This is a genomic window from Chryseobacterium mucoviscidosis, assembly GCF_002177115.1.
GTDB lineage: Bacteria > Bacteroidota > Bacteroidia > Flavobacteriales > Weeksellaceae > Chryseobacterium > Chryseobacterium mucoviscidosis.
The window spans coordinates 186,574-204,382 of record NZ_MVAG01000128.1; the positions used below are offsets into that span (position 1 = coordinate 186,574).

Below are 17,809 nucleotides of genomic sequence, written 5' to 3' on the forward strand. Positions count from 1 at the left end.
ATTATTTTGAAATTTTATTTAAAACAGCATCGCAGCCACGATCCAGCAAATGATAGACGTCTTCAAATTCCTGCATATCTCCCCAATAAGGATCGGGAACTTCAGCATTTTCATGATCGCCCAAAACTTCAAGAAATAAAGACACTTTTTTTCGCTGTTCTTCATTTTTAGCTTTAGAAACCACATCAGCCAAAACATCCACATCCATGCAGTAGATTTTATCAAATGTTTCAAAATCAGACTGCGTTATCGGTCTGGATCTCTGTTTCGAAATATCAATTCCGTGGTTTGAAGCGGTTTTAATGGCTCTTTTGTCGGGATGATTTCCTTCGTGCATGGAAATAGTTCCTGCAGAATCTATTACAAAATTTTCAGGAGCCTTTGCTTTCATAATTCCTTCTGCTAAAGGACTTCTGCAAATGTTTCCCAGACATACCATTAATATTTTCATCTCAGTCTCAGGTTTTAATGTTTCAGGTAACAAAACTAAATAAAAAATGAAGAATAAAATTATTCTCCATTTTCTGTATTTAAATTAAATTATTTCTTACTGTTTAATTCTCTCTCCCAATTCCTTCACATACTTTTTAACTTCTTTGTCGATCTTGGAAACATCTTTGATGGTATCACAAGCGTACATTACCGTAGAATGGTCTTTTCCGCCCATTTCCTCACCGATCTTTGTGAAAGTGGCATTGGTTAGCTCTTTGGAAAAATACATCGCCAATTGTCTTGGAAGTGCAATTTCTCTTTTTCTTGTTTTGGATAAAAGCTGTTCTTTTTTGATTCCGAAATAATCGCAAACCACTTCCTGAATATAAGGAATGTTGATGACTTTTTTCTGGTTGGATGCAATCTTATTAATGGTATCCTTCAACAAAGTTAAGCTCAGATCCTGCTTATAAATGGTAGAGTAAGCAATAACAGAATTTATGATTCCGATAAGTTCTCTCACGTTTGTTTTTGCTTCCGCAGCAAGGAAATCCAGCATATCATCGGGAAGAACGATTCCGTCTCTGCTTAATTTATCGATGATGATCTGCTTTCTTGTTGAAATATCCGGAGATTTGATCTCTGCAGAAAGTCCCCATTTGAATCGGGAAACAATCCTGTCCTGAATATCAAGAATATCTGCCGGAGCTTTATCTGAAGTTAAGATAATCTGTTTTCCGTTCTGATGCAAATGATCGAAAATGTGGAAGAAGCTGTCCTGTGTTGCAGATTTTCCGGAAAGGAACTGAATATCATCAATGATTAAAACATCAACCATCTGGTAGAAATTCGCAAACTCGGTCTGCTTATGTGCTTTTGCTGCCGAAATAAACTGTTGGATGAATTTTTCGGAAGACAGATATAATACTACTTTATCCGGAAACTGGCTTTTTACTTCCAGACCTACAGCCTGTCCTAAGTGTGTTTTACCTACACCGTAACCACCGTATAAAAATAATGGGTTGAATGCCGTTGCGCCCGGTCTTTTAGCGATAGATCTTGCAACAGTAGCTGCAAATTTGTTGCTTTCTCCTTCTACATAATTATCGAAAGAGAAGTCAGATTTTAAGTTGGAATCAATATTTACTTTTCGGATTCCCGGAACCACAAATGGATTCACGATATTGGCAGAAAAACCTTGCGGCATAGTTTCCTGTACTTTCGGAGTAGGTACAGATTTACCTTTCATATTCATGGTAACGGGTCTTTCCAAACCGGCAGGCTTGTTTTCCATTACAGAATACCATAATTTCACTCCTTTTCCTATGTTTTTCTTCAGGGCAGCCGAAAGCAAGGACAGGTAATTATCCTCAATATATTCCTTGTAAAAATCACTCGGTACCATAAGCGTAAGGTTATTTTCAACCAATGAGATCGGCTGAACCTTATCGAATAGTAAATCGAAAGATTTTTCAAGTTTTTTCAGATCAGAATTATCTTCAGCTGCGTTGAGATTATCGCGCATGAACTGAAGGCACTTCTGCCATATCATCATTAAATTTTCATCCATAATTGATGCCCCGATTAATTCTTAGTTGTTAGTACTTTTTGGAAGGACGACAAAGGTCTAATTTTTTTATCTTAAAAAAAAATATTGTGGATATTGATTATTTAAAAATATATTTGTATGTATATAAAGAAGCTTAAAATGATACACACAACACACTCATTAAGAGTACGTTACGGAGAAACAGACCCTATGAAATACGTTTATTACGGCAACTACGCCGAGTATCTGGAAATTGGAAGAGTGGAGCTTTTCCGAAGCATAGGAATGTCTTATAATGAGATTGAAAATCAAGGAATTTGGCTGCCTGTTTCCGAGTATAAAATTAAGTATTTACGACCTGCTTTTTATGATGAAAAATTAGAAATTCATACCTATGTAAAAAAAATTCCGGGAGTGAGAATTGAATTTGAATATGAAATCTTCAACGAAGAAAATATAAAGATCACAGAAGCTTCTACTACTCTATTCTTTTTAGATGCCAAAACCAACAAAGTGGTGAAGTGTCCGGATTATCTGATGAAACTGATTGAGGAGAACTGGAAGGAATAACACAAACAAAAGCACATACACAGAAGATTAAACTTTTAAAAGTACAAATTGAGCGGCTTATATAAATTTCGCTATATTTAAATAAATAATAACAGAGACATCATGAAGATTGCATTTTTGGGACCGCAGGCAAGTTTTACACAGCTTGCTGCCACCCAGCTTTTCCCGAATGAAGAACTTTTACCACAAACCAATATTTTAGACTGCTTTACTGCGGTAGAAGCCGGAGAGGTTGAAAAAGCCGTTGTTCCGCTGGAAAACTCCATCGAAGGAACGGTTTCCATGACGCTGGATTATCTTTATAAAACACCGGATATAAAAATACAGGCTGAAGCCGTAATGCCGATTGCGCATCATCTGATGATTCATCCAATGTGTGATGAAACAAATATCGAAAAAATATACTCTCATCCGCAGGCTTTAGCGCAGAGTTTTCATTTTCTGGATAAAACATGTAAGGAGATCCCGAAACAGGAGTTTTCTTCCACTGCTGCTGCTGCAAAACACGTTTCTGAACATCCGGACAGAAATCTTGCCGCGGTTGCGAATCAGTTTGCAGCCAATTTATACGGTCTGAAAATTATCCACCGGAACATACAGGATTTTGAACAAAACCATACGAGATTTATTGTTATTTCAAAAAAGCTGGAAACTTATGATAATAAAAATCTGGAAGTTTTGGGAGAAAAATCCGGTCTGCTGATTACCCTTCCGGAAGATCATGCGGGAGGTCTTCATCAGGTGTTGTCTGTTTTTGCATGGAGAAAGATGAACCTCAGCAAGATAGAATCCAGAACGCTGAAAACAGGTCTGGGAAATTACTTTTTTTACATCAATGTATCCGGAATCTGGGAATCAGCACTTTACAAAAACGCTTTGGAAGAGCTTAAAGCACTGAATGTAGAGGTAGATTTCTTAGGAAATTACAGAGAATATATTCTAACGAGTTAATTTATAAGTACATATTTGTAAATTTTTTAAAATATTTCATATTAAAGAGATTTAATAAGTTATTTTTGGTGGTAAGCAGAAAAAAAACTAACTTTACTATAATTACATTCATAAAATATTGATTTTCATATTTTTCATAATGTAATATAATTGAAATTTATCTTCAAAAAAAAGCAATACAATAGGGTTATAAATGCGTTTTTTTTAATAATTTTTCATCAATTGTTGAAAAAAAAATAACATTTAACATATTTATTGCATACTATTTGATGTAAATTGAAAATAACTAACTGAGACTAAAACCATTAACTAATTTAAATTTTATAGCATGAAAACTAAAATCTACAGCTTACTTTTAGCGACGATGTCAACTTTAGCTTTTTCTCAAAGTGGATGGGTTGGTATTGGTACTCCGAATCCTCAGGCTAGTCTTGATGTTAACGGAACAATGAAAATCAGACAAACACCTGCTGCTCCCACTCTTCCGGGTTATCAGGTTCTTGCTGTCAATCAGAATACCGGTGGAGACGCTCAGGTCGTACAGGTTTCCCCACAGGTTATTTCAGATTATGTTATTAATTCGGGAATAAATACTTCGGTATATTCAGCGAAAAAAACTTCAGGAATTACTCTTATTAATATCGGAATCCTGCCTAACGGTTTCAGACCGGTTAACTTTTTAGTGGCAGAAAAAACAACGGGAACCTCATCTCTTTTCTCAGATTCCGATGGTAGTTATACTGTTCCATCTGCGGGAATCTATGCCATTGGCTTTACTTTCAGATACGGAACAGGGCTTCAGTCCGGAGTACTTACCACACCTCCAAGTATTGCGATTTTAAGAAACAGAGCCGGAACAGGAACAATTATCGATACAAGAGAATTCAGCGGGATCAATCTGGGATTGGTGAGCTTAACAATTTCTGAAGGAAGCATTAATTCTTTATATTCTCTTCAGGCAGGAGACAAAATATCTTTCGGACTTACAAATAATTCTTTGCTGGATTTAGGTTTATTAGGTTCAAGCACTGGTTCATTCTATATTTATAAAGTATCCAATTAATTTTTTTATAGTTCAAATATTACTTTAGAATTAATCCGCCATATCATCTGATGATGGCGGATTAATTATATGGTATTAAGTTTATTGTTATATTTGATATAACCAAAAGTCTAAAAATGATTTATTCGATCGTTATTCTCCTCATTCTATGTATTCTGATCATCTTTACTCATCTGAACAGCAAAATCAGCAGACTGGAGGAAAGAGTTTCGGAACTGAGTTCAAAATTAAATGCTGAAAAGCCGGAAGTAAAAGAAGAAAACCACGAGAAAATTTCTTTGGCTGTACAGAATGCAGAACCTACACTTCATGCAGAGCAGGATATTATTCCTGAACAGGAAGGAAACGACTGGATGAATATCATTTTCGAATTTCTGAAACAAAATGCTTTAACGATTATCGGGATCTTCACATTGGTTTTAGGAATCGGCTATTTCGTAAAATATGCGATTGATAAAAACTGGATCGGAGAAACGCTGAGAGTGGGAATCGGATTCTTTTTAGGAGCTGTCATCATTTCGCTTGGTCATTTTTTGAGGAAAAACTATTCGGTATTTTCTTCCATTATTACCGGAGGCGGAATTGCTGTGTTGTACTTTACGGTAACGATCGCTTTCCGCGAATATCATCTGTTTTCCCAGAATACTGCATTTTCCGTAACCTGCCTGATTACATTAATGAGTATTGCGCTCTCCTATTATTATAAAAGTGAAATTCTTATTATCTTTTCTTTATTCGGAGGATTTTTAGCGCCGTTGATGGTAAGTTCCGGACACAGCAACTATCTGTTTCTGTTTACTTACATTACCGTTCTTAATCTTGGAATGCTTGCCGTTGCTTTTCTTAAAAACTGGAAGAGTATCGGATGGATCGCTTTTATCTTTACGTATGTTTATCTTTTCTACTGGACTTTTGAGACCACACAGCTTTTAAGCATTTATTTTTATATTTCCGGATACCTTATTTTCTATTTTTTTGCCTTAAAAAATTACTTCAGGAAAGAAGTTATGTCTTCCTCCGATATTCTGATGCTTGTTTTAATTAACTTTACCAACATCATCGGACTCGCTTATATTTTTGATCAGCTTGGCTATGAACCTGTGATTATTTTTCCGCTGATTTTTGCTTTGGTGAATTCCGTTTTACTGTTCATAGAATATTCTCAGAAGAATTTCGGAATAAATTATTCTGTATTCGCCGCAGTTACGGTAAGTCTTTTAACTTTAGCCGTTGCATTGCAGTTCAAGACCCATCTCATTACGAGTGTTTGGGCTATTGAAGCAACACTCCTTTTATATATATGGAAGAAAACCAACCTTGAAATTTTCAGAAAATGCTTTAATGTTCTCTTTCCTTTGGTCATCATTGCACAGATCATCACCTGGACAGAATATATCGATGCAAAAAGCCTGAATATCGTTTTCAATCCTGTATTTCTTACAAGTTCTGTGACGTTGGTTACCACATTTTTCAATTTATTTTTACTGAGAAAACATCCCGGTCACGACGAAAAAATTAATGATTTCTTTGAATATTTATTTTCGATATTAAGCTACAGCGTGATCTATTTTGCGATTCTGCTGGAAATCATGTATCATATTTCAGCGCAGCCGTGGATTGTAATCTTCAGTGTCGGAATGATTTTTACGCTGTATTATATTTTTGCAATTCTACTGTTCAGGAAAAAACTGGAAATCCCGAAACCTGCGGAAACCAATCTTATTTATCTTTTCTGTGTATTGATTATATTGGATACAGTAATTTCAGGTCCGGGAATTGTCTCCAATTTTCTGCTGCATAAAATATCGTCTGGCTTTTACGGACTTTATCTTCTCTATTGGGTTCCATTCATTTACATTATGGTGAAAGTGTTGCCACGATCTCACTTCTTTACTGTAAAATTATCTTACTGGATGATTTCTCTTGCTGTTATCACTGCATTAAGCTTCGAATTGTACAACATTTATATTTTGCTGAATGCCGAAAAAACATCAGACATCCAAGCTTTAAGAAAACACTTCGGTCTTCTTTATCTTCCGATTATCTGGGCGGTTCTTTCCTGTATTTTTATTTACAGAGGATTGAAGAATAATATTTCAGAATACAGCAAAATCGGTTTTGCACTGGTTGCCGTTACCATCCTGAAACTGTATCTCTATGATGTCTGGGAAATGGATAATGTATCCAGAATTATAGCTTTTATCATTCTGGGCGTCATATTATTATTAAGTTCATTTCTGTTTCAAAGGCTTAAGAAAATAATTAAAAGTCTGGTGGAAACGAAAGAAGATAAGCCGGAAACTGAAAATTTATAATTTTACAAAAACTTTTATCGATAAACAATCGTTAAAATATTATGAATTTTTATTTACATTTTGTAAAAAATACCTATATTTATCAAGTTTTTAATAGTCATTTATTCAAGAAACATTATGAAAAAAATTCTCTACTCTTTTTTATTATTATCTTCTGCTACGCTGTTTGCTCAGAAGAATACAGCTACAAAATTTGCAGTGGCAAATGATATTGTAGGAACGGTAGATATGTTTAATACTCATTATAAAAGTTCTGTACAAAGCTCTAAAGCTTACAAATCTTCGACAGAACTTCCGCAAAGCCTTAAAAAATTCGATTATATTGCAGATAACGGATTGGTAGAATATAAGCTGAAAAGCAATCAGCCTGTATTAGACAGAATGCCTGTAAACGAACTGAATGCGCAGTTCGGGCTTCCTGCAGATACACCGGTACTTATTGACGGATACGAGTTTACCAATACAAAAACGATGGTATACGGAGACATCATCAACAATGCACAGGTTGTTACCAGCAACGGTAAGAAAATGGTATCGGTAACGACTTCTAAAAAGTAATTTCTCAGATCATATTTAAAGAAAAGGATGCCCAATTTGAGCATCCTTTTTCAGTAATATTGCTTAAAGCTTTTCTTTTGAGAACTTTAAATATTCTTATTATTTAACCTGAGTTTAGGATAAGTCTTCTTAACCGCAAGGTTAAACAAAGAGATTCAATTATCAAGAATTCAACTTTTAAGATATACAAAGGCGTAAAACTTATCAAAGTAATACCATTTTTGTGTTTTCTAAATAAACGAAGTGCCTTTGTTTAGCTTACCAACTTTCAATAAGTAAAAAAATCTTTTGTTTTTCTTTGCGATAAATTAATACAATGCTATAAATCAATTTTTTTAAATTTATTTATTATCCCGAACTGAGGTTATTTATGATGTTTGTCTTTTGTCTCTTTTGCGGTTAATGAATAGTTTCAGTATTTATTGTTCCATTTTTTCTTTAATTCTTCGTAGATCTTCTTTTCGGTGGCGTTGTTTCCCGGTTCGTACAATTTTACCTCTTTAATTTCTTCCGGCAGAAAACTCTGATCTACAAAGTTGCCTTCATAAGAATGCGCGTATTTGTATTCTTTCCCATAATCCAGATCTTTCATGAGTTTTGTAGGGGCATTTCTTAAGTGTAAAGGAACAGGAAGATTTCCCGTTTTTTTAACCAATGCCAAGGCTTCATTAATCGCCATGTACGTTGAATTGCTTTTTGGCGAAACCGCAAGATAAACCGCCGTTTCACTCAGGATAATTCTTGCTTCAGGATTTCCGATCACGTTCACTGCCTGAAAACAGTTGTTGGCGATCACCAATGCATTCGGATTGGCAAGACCGATATCTTCGGAAGCCAGAATCAGCATTCTTCTTGCAATAAATTTAATGTCTTCTCCCCCCGCGATCATTCTAGCCAGCCAATAGACGGTTCCATTCGGATCACTTCCGCGCATGGATTTAATGAAAGCCGAAATAATATCGTAATGCTGTTCTCCGTTTTTATCATAAAGTGCAATCGTTTCCTGCAAAACTTCCAGCACATCTTCATTTTTAATTTCTGATTTTTTGGAATTTTTATATTGATTTAAAACCAACTCTACAGAATTAATCAGCTTTCTTGCATCACCTCCCGAATATTGGATAAAAGCTTCTTTTTCAATGATTTTGAACGATGTTTTTTCATCCTGATTGAATTTTTCGGAAGCTGTATCAATCAGTTCTTCCAGTTTTTCATAAGTTAATGCTTTTAAAACGTAGACCTGACTTCTGGAAAGCAAAGCCGAAACCACTTCAAAGCTCGGGTTTTCGGTTGTCGCACCAATCAGAACAATCCAGCCTTTTTCTACAGCATGAAGAAGAGAATCCTGCTGCGATTTATTGAAACGGTGAATTTCATCGATAAACAAAATCGGCGATTTTCCGGAAAAAAGATTCTGCTTTTTGGCGTCTTCAATTACATCTCTTACATCTTTCACTCCCGAAGAAACCGCAGAAAGCTTATAGAATTTCCTTCCCGACTTTTCGGAAATAATTTCCGCCAGAGTGGTTTTTCCGGTTCCGGGAGGTCCCCAGAAAATAAGAGAATTCAGGGAATTGTTTTCCAGCATTTTGCGGATCGTCCCCTTTTCTCCGGTTAAATGTTCCTGCCCGAGAACATCATCCAGTGTTTTGGGTCTTAATTTTTCAGCTAACGGGATATTTTGGTTCAAAATTTCAGATTTAAAAAAGTAAAATATTAATGTAAATCGTCCGGAACAATAATCATTTCTAATGGAATGAATAAAGAACAGAAATTCGGCAGAGATTAAAAAAACAAACCACCGAACAGACTTTTACCGTCCCGAAACTTCTAACAAATTTAAACTAATTTTCAATTTTTTACCCTATTTTTGCATTGTTTTGAAACTTACATTCAATAAAATCATCACTTTTCCTTTGGTAATTCTCATCAGATTTTACCAGTGGTTTATTTCGCCCCTGCTTCCCAAAAACTGCCGTTATGAGCCTACCTGTTCGCATTACATGGTGAAAGCGCTTCAGGTTCACGGTATTTTTAAAGGATTCTGGCTGGGTGCAAAAAGAATTTCAAGATGTCATCCGTGGGGAGGAAGCGGATATGATCCTGTACCGCCAAAAAAGTAAAATTTAAAATAAACAACTACTAAAAAAATAACAATGAGTAATATTTTTTTCAGAATGTATCTCGTCATTTTTGCGTTCATTACCCAGTGTCTTGTTGCGCAGAATTATCCGGATGGAATGTCCGACGGAACTTTAAAAGTAAACTCTACCGATGTTCCGGTAAAAATTTATTCGACCACTGAAGTTCAGGATCTGAATGAATTTGCAGACAAACCTATTAAAGAAAATGTGCTTGTTATTCTGAATGAGTCGAATTTCGAGCCTGTTTATGTAAATTACAGCATTGCGACACTGGCGAAATACAAGCTTGTTCATTATCAGCTTTTAGACAAAGATTTTAAAGTGATTGATGTTGCGGCAACCAAAGAAAATCTCGGAAGCTTTAAATATGCAGTAAAAACAGCAAAACCTCTTACAGAATCAGACAACATCAGCCTGGAAACTCCTTTTAAGATCTGGGATCCCACAAAGGGAATTCAGTTGGGACCTGTTACACTTCATTTTTACAGTCTGATGTTCATTTTTGCATTCGGTTTCGGATATATTTTAATGAACACAATCTTTAAAATCGATAATGTAAACCAGAAATATTTAGAACCGCTTTTCACATGGACTTTACTGGGAACTATTCTAGGAGCAAGAATGGGGCACGTTATTTTTTATCAGCCCGAACTTTTCAAAGAAGATTTCTGGAGTGTATTTTTACCGATCAGCACGAAAAACGGTTTGAAATTCACCGGATTTTCAGGACTGGCGAGTCACGGTGCAACGATTGCTTTAATTTTTACAACCCTTTATTATTCATTTAAAATCATCAGAAAAAATCCTTTTTGGGTGTACGACAGATTAGGAATTGTGGTTGCTTTGGGAGGTGCTTTTGTGAGAATGGGAAATTTTTTCAACTCTGAAATCATCGGAAAACCAGTTGATCCCAACTCTCCTTTTGCATTGCTTTTCCCACAGCAGAGCAGTGAATATGGTGTAACAGTTCCGCGATATCCTTCACAGTTATTTGAAGCTTTCGGATATGTTTGCCTTTTCGTTTTACTGTGGATTCTGTACAGAAAAACCAACAAAAAATATCAGCAGGGATGGTTATTCGGATTGTTTTTCATCATTCTTTGGGCAATCAGATTCTTTGTAGAATTCCTTAAAGAGCCGCAAGGTGACGAATTCATCCAGTTTGGAGGATTAAACACCGGTCAGATTTTATCTATTCCGTTTATGATTGCAGGAGTAATTATTATGATCGTTTCTAAAAAGTTCAAAATTACTCAGGCTGAAAACGAAAAACCTGAATAAGCGAAAAATTCTAATATAAAAAGGCAAGTTTGTAATCCAGACTTGCCTTTATTTTTTATCGTAAAAAAAATCTTCGAATTATAATGCTTTTTCCACTTTTGCATTCAGTTCTTTGAAAACAGTTCCGAATTCATCAATAATATTGGTGGGAAGAACAGATTCTTTAGAGTGCTTTTCAGAAGCAAATTCTGCGGCTCTGCCGTGAAACCAGACTCCTAAAATTGCAGCTTCTTTTTCTGAGTAATGCTGTGCTAAAAAGGAGGTGATTATTCCGGTTAAAATATCTCCGCTTCCGCCTTTCGCCAATCCTGAATTTCCTGTAATATTGTAAAAAACTTCTCCTTCCGGCGTGATGATCTGTGTATGATGATCTTTCAAAACAATATAAATTCCAAGTTCTTTGGCTTTACTTTTAGCCAGTTTTACCCTTTCAAAAGAATTTTCGGTAGTTCTGAATAATCTTTCAAACTCTTTCGGATGAGGTGTTATGATCGAGTTTTTCGGAATAATCTTTAGATTTTTTTGATCCTGTGAAATGATATTCAATGCATCGGCATCCAAAATTAAAGGCTGAGAATAATTTTTCAGAAAATTTAGAAAGCTCTTCGCGGTTTCTTCGTTTGTTCCTAAACCGGGACCAATTCCGTAAACTGCCTTTTCATCAGCTTCAAAATGATCCATAAAATCATGTCCTCCTTCGATAAACATGGCTTCAGGATTCGAAGTCTGTAAAATTTCATATCCGCATTTTGGAGCCAGTGTAAAAGTAAGTCCGGCTCCTGATTTCAGGGCAGATTTTGCAGAAAGAACCACCGCACCTATTTTTCCGTAACTTCCACCTGCAATAATTACTTTTCCGTAAGTCCCTTTGTGAGAAAACTCGTTTCTCGGTCTGAATATATCTTTGATTATATCTTCATTAATAACAAAATCTTCTGTTTTTGTTTCTGCAATATAGTCATCACTTATATTAATATCCAGAACTTTTACTTTCCCCGCATATTTTCCGGTTTCGGGATGAAGAAAAGTTTTTTTCCAGAACTGAAAACTCAATGTATAATCTGCCTTAAAAATAGTGGTATTTTCAGCAGAAACAGCATCTGCGAAGAGTCCGGAAGGAACATCAATGGAAATTTTAAGATTATTTTTTTCATTTAAGAAATCAATAAGTTCTTTAAACTCTCCTTCAATATTTTTAGATAAACCGGTTCCGAAAAGAGCATCAATAATTACCGTTCTGTTATCAAACCTATACTCTTTTGCTTCTTTAAATTCTTTGACGGAAACTCCCGAAAATTCTTTTAATTCCCTGAAATTATTTCCCGCATCCGAAGAAAATTTCGCTTTGGTATTGGTAAAAACATCTACATCAAAACCTTTGAGATGAAGCATTCTCGCAATAGCGAAACCATCGCCTCCGTTGTTGCCTTTACCACAAAAGACTGCAAAATTTCTATGATTTTTACAATTCTCAAAAATCCAGTCAACACAAGCCTGCGCAGCTCTTTCCATAAGCTGAACAGAAGAGACCGGTTCATTTTTTATTGTATATTCATCCCCATTGCGAATCTGTTCCGCTGTAAAAATTTTCATATTTAATCTTGTATTTTGTATTAAAAGCAATTTACGAAAAAGAATTTTTAAATGCTCTGAAAAGAATTATGTGGATCTCTTAATTAAGAAACTTTTATATTTTATCATATTTAATTAATATTTAGTTATGAAAAGGCAAAATTTATATTTTTTTTTGTAATTTAAACCCATATTTTATGAAAATAATACTTAAAAAAATATAAATTATGGGATTTGTAAAAGAATTTAAAGAGTTTGCGATTAAAGGTAATGCTTTCGATCTTGCTGTCGGTGTCATCATCGGTGGAGCTTTCGGAAAAATTGTAACCAGCGTTATCGATGACTTAATTATGCCAATTGTTGCTGCCATTGTAGGAAAACCGGATTTCAGCAGTATCTATTTTGCAATGGGAAAAGGAGCTGAAAATATTCCGGCTGGAGCTACTCTAGCCAAAGCGAAAGAGATTGCGCCTGATGCCGCTATTTTTGCGTATGGTAATTTTATTACGGTTGCCATTAATTTCCTTTTACTGGCACTTGTTGTATTTATTATGGTAAAAGCAATCAACAAAATGAAGAAAGAAGAAGCTGCCGCACCTGAAGCTCCTGCTGCACCTACTGCAACAGAACAATTGCTTGCGGAAATTCGTGATGAGCTGAAAAAGAAGAATTAAAAAATTCGTTATAAAACAAGACTCCGGCGCAACAAAGTTGCGCCGGAGCTTTTATATTTTATCAAAAAAATTACTGAATCTGTAAAATACTTGAAATCTGTTCTGCCAGAGAAAGCCCGATTCTGTCCTGCGCTTCCAGGGTAGATGCACCTGTATGCGGCGTCATGGAGATTTTCGGATGATTTAAAATTTCCTTTGAAGGAGTCGGTTCGTTAATGAATACATCCAAACCTGCAAACTTCACTTTTCCGGAATTCAAAGCTTCAATTAAAGCGGCTTCGTCAATTACTCCGCCTCTTGAACAGTTTACAATGGCTACTCCGTCTTTCATCATTTCAAATTCATTTTTCCCGATCATGTAACCGTCTTTCTGAGCCGGAACGTGAAGGGTGATAAAATCTGAATGTTTCAGAACATCATAAAGCGGTTCTGTTTCAATATCAACATTAATGAACTGGTTGTTATAAAACTTAACCTTAATGCTTGCTTTTCCTACATTATTATCTGCGGCAATTACTCTCATTCCAAGACCTAAAGCTATTTTAGCAACTTCCTGCCCTATTCTTCCCATTCCGACAATTCCGATGGTTTTACCTTTCAGCTCAATTCCTGCTGCATACGCTTTTTTCAGACCGGCAAACTCAGTATCTCCTACCAAAGGCATTTTTCTGTTGGAATCCTGCAAAAATCTTGCTCCTGAAAACAGGTGTGCAAAAACCAGCTCAGCAACCGATTCTGAAGATGCAGAAGGGGTATTGATCACATGAATTCCTTTTTCTCTTGCATAATCCACATCAATATTATCCATTCCTACTCCACCTCTCCCGATGATTTCGATGGAAGGACAGCTATCGATAATGTCTTTTCTCACCTGTGTTGCACTGCGTACCAAAATCGTACGGATCTGGTGCTCATTAATGTAATCTACCAACTGTTCCTGCGGAACTTTTGTCGTAATTACTTCAAAACCTTTTTCTTTCAATGCATCAATACCGGATTGATCCAAACCGTCGTTTGCTAAAACTTTCATAAAACTTTTATAGATTTAATATTTGAGAAAATCAATACGATTAAAAACTATTTATCATAATATTTAATCGTTTAATCTTTTTCCTTATTTTTTTACTCGTCTTCTTTGAAAACTTCAATCGTAACCTGTTTTTCAACCAAGTCTGTAAATCTTCCTTTATATCTTGTTGCTCTTACCAGATGATTGTCGATCCAGTGGTAATTTCCGCCTCTTGGTTTTCCGCATAAAACACTGTGATATTTAAATCCGTGCTTATCCAGCCAGTCTATGGTAATTTGCTTTAAGTTTTCTGTTCTTGACGTGAAAAAACAAATCTGGTGACCTTCGTCATACCATTTGTTGATGGTTTCCAGAGCATCCGGAAAAGGCTCACAGGTAACCATTCTCTCAGGCTCTTCGTTCGGAACGTCTTCTGTAATGGTTCCGTCAATATCAATTAAATAGTTTTTTACGCCGTCCTTAAGAATCGGACTAATGTGTTCTATGTACTCTAATTCCATCATAAAAATTTGAACTGCAAAGTTACATTTTTTGCATCAAAAAGGCTTGTTAAACTTGCTTTATATTAAATTTTTACGTTAAAAACATTTATTTAATGAATAATATCAATAATTAATTTGCTTTTACTACAATTTTAATTAAAATTTTTCTCTTTTGTAAAATCTGAATCTCTGTATTTCATTCAAAATCTTAAATATAAAGGAAACACATCAGGTTAAAATCAAAAAATATGATGTTTCACCAAAAATTTCCAAAATACATTTATTACACTTACATTTGTAGGAATGGAAGAATTCGTAGTTTTAGTAAATCCTGAAGACAAAGTTCTTGGCTTGATGGAAAAGCAGCAGGCGCACATCAACGGCTTACTGCATCGCGCTTTTTCAGTTTTTTTATTCAACAGCAATGGCGAAATGCTTTTGCAGAAAAGGGCTTCCGGAAAATATCATTCTCCTCTGAAATGGACCAATGCAGTCTGTTCACACCCGAGAAGTGAAGAAACTTATCTTGAAGGAGCCAAAAGAAGAGTAAAGGAAGAATTGGGAATTGATGTTGAGCTTTCGGAAAAATTTAATTTTATTTATAAAGCCGATGTCGGAAATGGGCTTTGGGAACACGAACTTGATCACGTTTTTACAGGAACTTTCGAAGGCGAATTCTATCTAAATAAAGAGGAAGTGGAAGAAGTACGATACATTTCTCTCGAAAATCTCAACCAAGAAATTTCTGAAAATCCTGATAACTTTACAGAATGGTTTAAAATCATTCTTGAAGAATATAAACATCATCTACATTCATGAAAAAGTTTCTTCTTATCATCTCATTGGTAACCGGATCTTTACTTTTCGCACAGTCTGTCTCTACAAAAGTGTACGAAAACGACAATTATTCCATCACGCTTCCGGAAGGCTGGAAAGTAACGAACGACAATGATATTATCAATATTTTCCCGGGCAACGAAATTGGGGCCATTACGATTTCAGAATACCACGATCTTAATCTTCCGAAAACGGAAACTAAAAAATTCATTCTCGCGCTTTACAAGTCTTCGGATGACGAGAAGAAAATAAAAAGCAAAAGCGGAAAAAAAGGATACACAGAATATTTTTACGAATATGATGATGAACACGAAAAACTCCACTGGATAACCAAAGTTTTTCAGAAAGACAAAGATTTGTTTCTCGTTACCATCAACTGCACACAAAAGTACTGGAACGGAAATTATATGAAGCTTTTCAACGAGGCTTTCGACAGTTTTAAAATAAAGAAATAGAAATAAAAATTAAATATGAAGAAAACAGCATTGTACGACAAACACGTTTCTTTGGGAGCTAAAATCGTACCTTTCGCAGGTTTTGAAATGCCTGTACAATATTCCGGAGTTACTGAAGAACACTTTGCCGTAAGAGAAAAGGCAGGTTTGTTTGATGTGTCTCACATGGGACAGTTTTTCATTGAAGGGGAAGGTTCTAAAGAGCTTTTGCAGTATGTAACCACCAACAATGTAGACGCTCTGGAAAATGGAAAAGCACAGTACTCTTGTCTTCCTAACGAAAACGGAGGAATTGTAGACGATCTTATCGTTTATAAAATGGAAGACGACAAATATTTCGTAGTTGTCAATGCTTCAAATATTGATAAAGACTGGGATCATATCTCCAAATACAATACTTTCGGGGCAAAGATGACGAATGCTTCGGATGAAATGTCTTTATTGGCAGTTCAGGGACCGAAAGCGACTGAAATTCTTCAGAAATTAACCGAAACCAACCTTTCTGAAATTCCTTACTATCATTTTACAGTAGGTTCTGTTGCAGGAGTAAGTGAGGTGATCATTTCCAACACAGGCTACACCGGAAGCGGAGGTTTTGAGATCTATTTTAAAAACGAATCTGCCGAAAAACTTTGGGATGCTATTATTGAAGCAGGTGCGGAAGAAGGAATTATTCCTTGCGGACTGGCTGCAAGAGATACACTTCGTCTTGAAAAAGGGTTCTGCCTTTACGGAAACGATATCGATGATACCACTTCTCCTATTGAGGCAGGTTTGGGATGGATTACAAAATTTGATAAAGATTTTGTGTCTAAAGAGACATTTGCCAAGCAAAAAGAAGAAGGCATTACCAGAAAATTAGTAGGTTTTGAATTAACGGATAAAGGGGTTCCAAGACACGACTACCCTGTTGTAGACGCAGAAGGAAACGTTATCGGAAAAGTAACTTCGGGAACACAGTCTCCAATGAAAAAAGTAGGTTTAGGTCTTGCTTATGTAGATAAACCTCACTTCAAATTAGGTTCTGAAATCTTCATTCAGGTAAGAAATAAAAACATTCCTGCCAAAGTAGTAAAAGCTCCTTTTGTATAACTGATTGTTTTTTAACGAATATAAAACCGCCTTGCAGAATTTGTGAGGCGGTTATTTTTTTGAAGCTGTTTCCGGCTATCCACTCTATCTTTATTTTTTTACCGGAGCGAAGCTCCGGCAAAAAAATAAAGGATGCCGTTTCTATCCGGGCTAAAATAATATATTGCAATACATTTTTTCGTACTATTACAAAAATTTTTCCTGATGAAAAAAATGGTATCCATTTGTATCATTGTACTTATTTCAGTTTACATTTTCTATCCTGTTTTTGAAAGTGAAGGAATTTCTTATCTCATTATTTTCGGCTGTTTTGTTGCGCTCTGTTTTACCATTGCAAAAATAATGACAGGAAATTTTCCAACAGATTATGAATCAACAGAAAAAGAGATGAACAGACTTTATTCAGAAGACGGAATTTTCAGTTATAACGCAGAAGGATTTTATTTCAAAAAAGAATCAAAGCCAAAACAATACCTAAAATATTCAGATATTATAGAAGTAAATTCGTTCTCTATTCGTTTTCTGCAGGATCAAATTCAATCCGGTCTTGAAATAATTACGGTCAATGAAAAATATGAATTTCTCGATCAATATTGTACAGGAATGGAGAAATTCACCGAAAAACTTTCCGAAAACCTTCCTTTTCATCAGAATGACGAATTAAAAATGATGAATAATAATGGTCTAAAAAAAAGAAACTTATATTTAAGATCATACGAAAATCGCTTTACAGAATTACATAACAGTTAATTTTTGAAAACGGTTTTGTTTAAGACTTCCGTCAGTTGCAGTTCGCTTCCCGTA

Annotated in this window: 18 protein-coding genes; 12 read left to right on the forward strand and 6 right to left on the reverse strand. The window is 35.4% G+C overall.

Annotation, left to right across the window (positions count from 1 at the left end; genetic code table 11):
* Window position 1 precedes the first annotated feature (1 nt).
* The gene (locus B0E34_RS15520) at window positions 2-451 is read right to left on the reverse strand and encodes a low molecular weight protein-tyrosine-phosphatase (RefSeq protein ID WP_087710918.1); all 450 of its coding nucleotides are present in this window, start codon (window positions 449-451) and stop codon (window positions 2-4) included.
* Between the two features lie 96 nt (window positions 452-547).
* The gene (dnaA, locus tag B0E34_RS15525; RefSeq protein WP_076393394.1) at window positions 548-2,002 is read right to left on the reverse strand and encodes a chromosomal replication initiator protein DnaA; all 1,455 of its coding nucleotides are present in this window, start codon (window positions 2,000-2,002) and stop codon (window positions 548-550) included.
* A gap of 138 nt (window positions 2,003-2,140) precedes the next feature.
* On the opposite strand from dnaA, the gene B0E34_RS15530 reads away from it, so the two are divergent.
* The 5 genes from B0E34_RS15530 (at window position 2,141) to B0E34_RS15550 (ending at window position 7,438) form a co-directional block, all read left to right on the forward strand.
* Entirely contained in the window at window positions 2,141-2,551 is a 411-nt protein-coding gene (locus tag B0E34_RS15530) for an acyl-CoA thioesterase (RefSeq protein WP_087710920.1), read from the forward strand.
* Window positions 2,552-2,653: 102 nt separating this feature from the next.
* Window positions 2,654-3,502 carry a prephenate dehydratase gene (pheA, locus tag B0E34_RS15535; protein WP_087710922.1) on the forward strand — a complete coding sequence of 283 codons (849 nt, stop codon included), beginning with the start codon at window positions 2,654-2,656 and terminating at the stop codon, window positions 3,500-3,502.
* 328 nt (window positions 3,503-3,830) lie between these two features.
* Complete coding sequence (locus B0E34_RS15540; RefSeq protein WP_087710924.1) at window positions 3,831-4,565, forward strand: hypothetical protein; 735 nt, start codon at window positions 3,831-3,833, stop codon at window positions 4,563-4,565.
* Window positions 4,566-4,681: 116 nt separating this feature from the next.
* On the forward strand, window positions 4,682-6,880 hold the full coding sequence (locus tag B0E34_RS15545) for a DUF2339 domain-containing protein (protein ID WP_087710925.1): 2,199 nt from the start codon (window positions 4,682-4,684) through the stop codon (window positions 6,878-6,880).
* Window positions 6,881-6,997: 117 nt separating this feature from the next.
* Complete coding sequence (locus B0E34_RS15550; RefSeq protein ID WP_087710926.1) at window positions 6,998-7,438, forward strand: hypothetical protein; 441 nt, start codon at window positions 6,998-7,000, stop codon at window positions 7,436-7,438.
* Window positions 7,439-7,850: 412 nt separating this feature from the next.
* On the opposite strand, the gene B0E34_RS15555 is transcribed toward B0E34_RS15550, so the two are convergent.
* The gene (locus B0E34_RS15555; RefSeq protein WP_087710927.1) at window positions 7,851-9,128 is read right to left on the reverse strand and encodes a replication-associated recombination protein A; all 1,278 of its coding nucleotides are present in this window, start codon (window positions 9,126-9,128) and stop codon (window positions 7,851-7,853) included.
* 190 nt (window positions 9,129-9,318) lie between these two features.
* Between B0E34_RS15555 and yidD the strand changes: the two genes are divergently transcribed.
* Window positions 9,319-9,561 (forward strand): membrane protein insertion efficiency factor YidD, encoded by a 243-nt coding sequence (yidD, locus tag B0E34_RS15560; protein ID WP_076393366.1) that lies wholly within the window; start codon window positions 9,319-9,321, stop codon window positions 9,559-9,561.
* A 435-nt stretch (window positions 9,562-9,996) separates the two neighbouring features.
* Window positions 9,997-10,863: a prolipoprotein diacylglyceryl transferase gene (gene lgt / locus B0E34_RS15565; RefSeq protein ID WP_087711533.1), complete on the forward strand. Its 867-nt coding sequence runs from the start codon at window positions 9,997-9,999 to the stop codon at window positions 10,861-10,863.
* Window positions 10,864-10,941: 78 nt separating this feature from the next.
* Here lgt and B0E34_RS15570 read toward each other — a convergent pair whose 3' ends face one another.
* The gene (locus tag B0E34_RS15570; protein WP_087710928.1) at window positions 10,942-12,456 is read right to left on the reverse strand and encodes an NAD(P)H-hydrate dehydratase; all 1,515 of its coding nucleotides are present in this window, start codon (window positions 12,454-12,456) and stop codon (window positions 10,942-10,944) included.
* A gap of 206 nt (window positions 12,457-12,662) precedes the next feature.
* Between B0E34_RS15570 and mscL the strand changes: the two genes are divergently transcribed.
* A complete protein-coding gene (gene mscL / locus B0E34_RS15575; RefSeq protein ID WP_087710929.1) occupies window positions 12,663-13,109 on the forward strand; it encodes a large conductance mechanosensitive channel protein MscL in 447 nt (148 codons plus the stop codon).
* 70 nt (window positions 13,110-13,179) lie between these two features.
* Here the strand turns inward: mscL and B0E34_RS15580 are convergent, their stop codons facing one another.
* A complete protein-coding gene (locus tag B0E34_RS15580; protein ID WP_087710930.1) occupies window positions 13,180-14,139 on the reverse strand; it encodes a D-2-hydroxyacid dehydrogenase in 960 nt (319 codons plus the stop codon).
* Between the two features lie 92 nt (window positions 14,140-14,231).
* Entirely contained in the window at window positions 14,232-14,639 is a 408-nt protein-coding gene (locus tag B0E34_RS15585; protein ID WP_076393358.1) for an LNS2 domain-containing protein, read from the reverse strand.
* A 285-nt stretch (window positions 14,640-14,924) separates the two neighbouring features.
* Here B0E34_RS15585 and idi point away from each other — a divergent pair, with 285 nt between their 5' ends.
* The 4 genes from idi (at window position 14,925) to B0E34_RS15605 (ending at window position 17,755) form a co-directional block, all read left to right on the forward strand.
* Complete coding sequence (gene idi / locus B0E34_RS15590; RefSeq protein ID WP_087710931.1) at window positions 14,925-15,440, forward strand: isopentenyl-diphosphate Delta-isomerase; 516 nt, start codon at window positions 14,925-14,927, stop codon at window positions 15,438-15,440.
* Entirely contained in the window at window positions 15,437-15,913 is a 477-nt protein-coding gene (locus B0E34_RS15595) for a hypothetical protein (RefSeq protein ID WP_087710932.1), read from the forward strand. Before idi ends, B0E34_RS15595 begins: the two co-directional genes overlap by 4 nt.
* A 15-nt stretch (window positions 15,914-15,928) precedes the next feature.
* Entirely contained in the window at window positions 15,929-17,005 is a 1,077-nt protein-coding gene (gene gcvT / locus B0E34_RS15600; protein WP_087710933.1) for a glycine cleavage system aminomethyltransferase GcvT, read from the forward strand.
* A gap of 204 nt (window positions 17,006-17,209) precedes the next feature.
* The gene (locus B0E34_RS15605) at window positions 17,210-17,755 is read left to right on the forward strand and encodes a hypothetical protein (RefSeq protein ID WP_087710934.1); all 546 of its coding nucleotides are present in this window, start codon (window positions 17,210-17,212) and stop codon (window positions 17,753-17,755) included.
* The last annotated feature ends 54 nt before the right edge of the window (window positions 17,756-17,809 follow it).

Coding starts and splice junctions, on each gene's coding strand:
- B0E34_RS15550 (WP_087710926.1), top strand. CDS start 6,998: ATGAAAAAAATTCTCTACTCTTTTTTATTATTATCTTCTGCTACGCTG.
- B0E34_RS15540 (WP_087710924.1), top strand. CDS start 3,831: ATGAAAACTAAAATCTACAGCTTACTTTTAGCGACGATGTCAACTTTA.
- gcvT (WP_087710933.1), top strand. CDS start 15,929: ATGAAGAAAACAGCATTGTACGACAAACACGTTTCTTTGGGAGCTAAA.
- idi (WP_087710931.1), top strand. CDS start 14,925: ATGGAAGAATTCGTAGTTTTAGTAAATCCTGAAGACAAAGTTCTTGGC.
- B0E34_RS15570 (WP_087710928.1), bottom strand. CDS start 12,456: ATGAAAATTTTTACAGCGGAACAGATTCGCAATGGGGATGAATATACA.
- B0E34_RS15585 (WP_076393358.1), bottom strand. CDS start 14,639: ATGGAATTAGAGTACATAGAACACATTAGTCCGATTCTTAAGGACGGC.
- mscL (WP_087710929.1), top strand. CDS start 12,663: ATGGGATTTGTAAAAGAATTTAAAGAGTTTGCGATTAAAGGTAATGCT.
- B0E34_RS15545 (WP_087710925.1), top strand. CDS start 4,682: ATGATTTATTCGATCGTTATTCTCCTCATTCTATGTATTCTGATCATC.
- dnaA (WP_076393394.1), bottom strand. CDS start 2,002: ATGGATGAAAATTTAATGATGATATGGCAGAAGTGCCTTCAGTTCATG.
- B0E34_RS15605 (WP_087710934.1), top strand. CDS start 17,210: ATGAAAAAAATGGTATCCATTTGTATCATTGTACTTATTTCAGTTTAC.
- B0E34_RS15520 (WP_087710918.1), bottom strand. CDS start 451: ATGAAAATATTAATGGTATGTCTGGGAAACATTTGCAGAAGTCCTTTA.
- B0E34_RS15580 (WP_087710930.1), bottom strand. CDS start 14,139: ATGAAAGTTTTAGCAAACGACGGTTTGGATCAATCCGGTATTGATGCA.
- B0E34_RS15530 (WP_087710920.1), top strand. CDS start 2,141: ATGATACACACAACACACTCATTAAGAGTACGTTACGGAGAAACAGAC.
- B0E34_RS15595 (WP_087710932.1), top strand. CDS start 15,437: ATGAAAAAGTTTCTTCTTATCATCTCATTGGTAACCGGATCTTTACTT.
- pheA (WP_087710922.1), top strand. CDS start 2,654: ATGAAGATTGCATTTTTGGGACCGCAGGCAAGTTTTACACAGCTTGCT.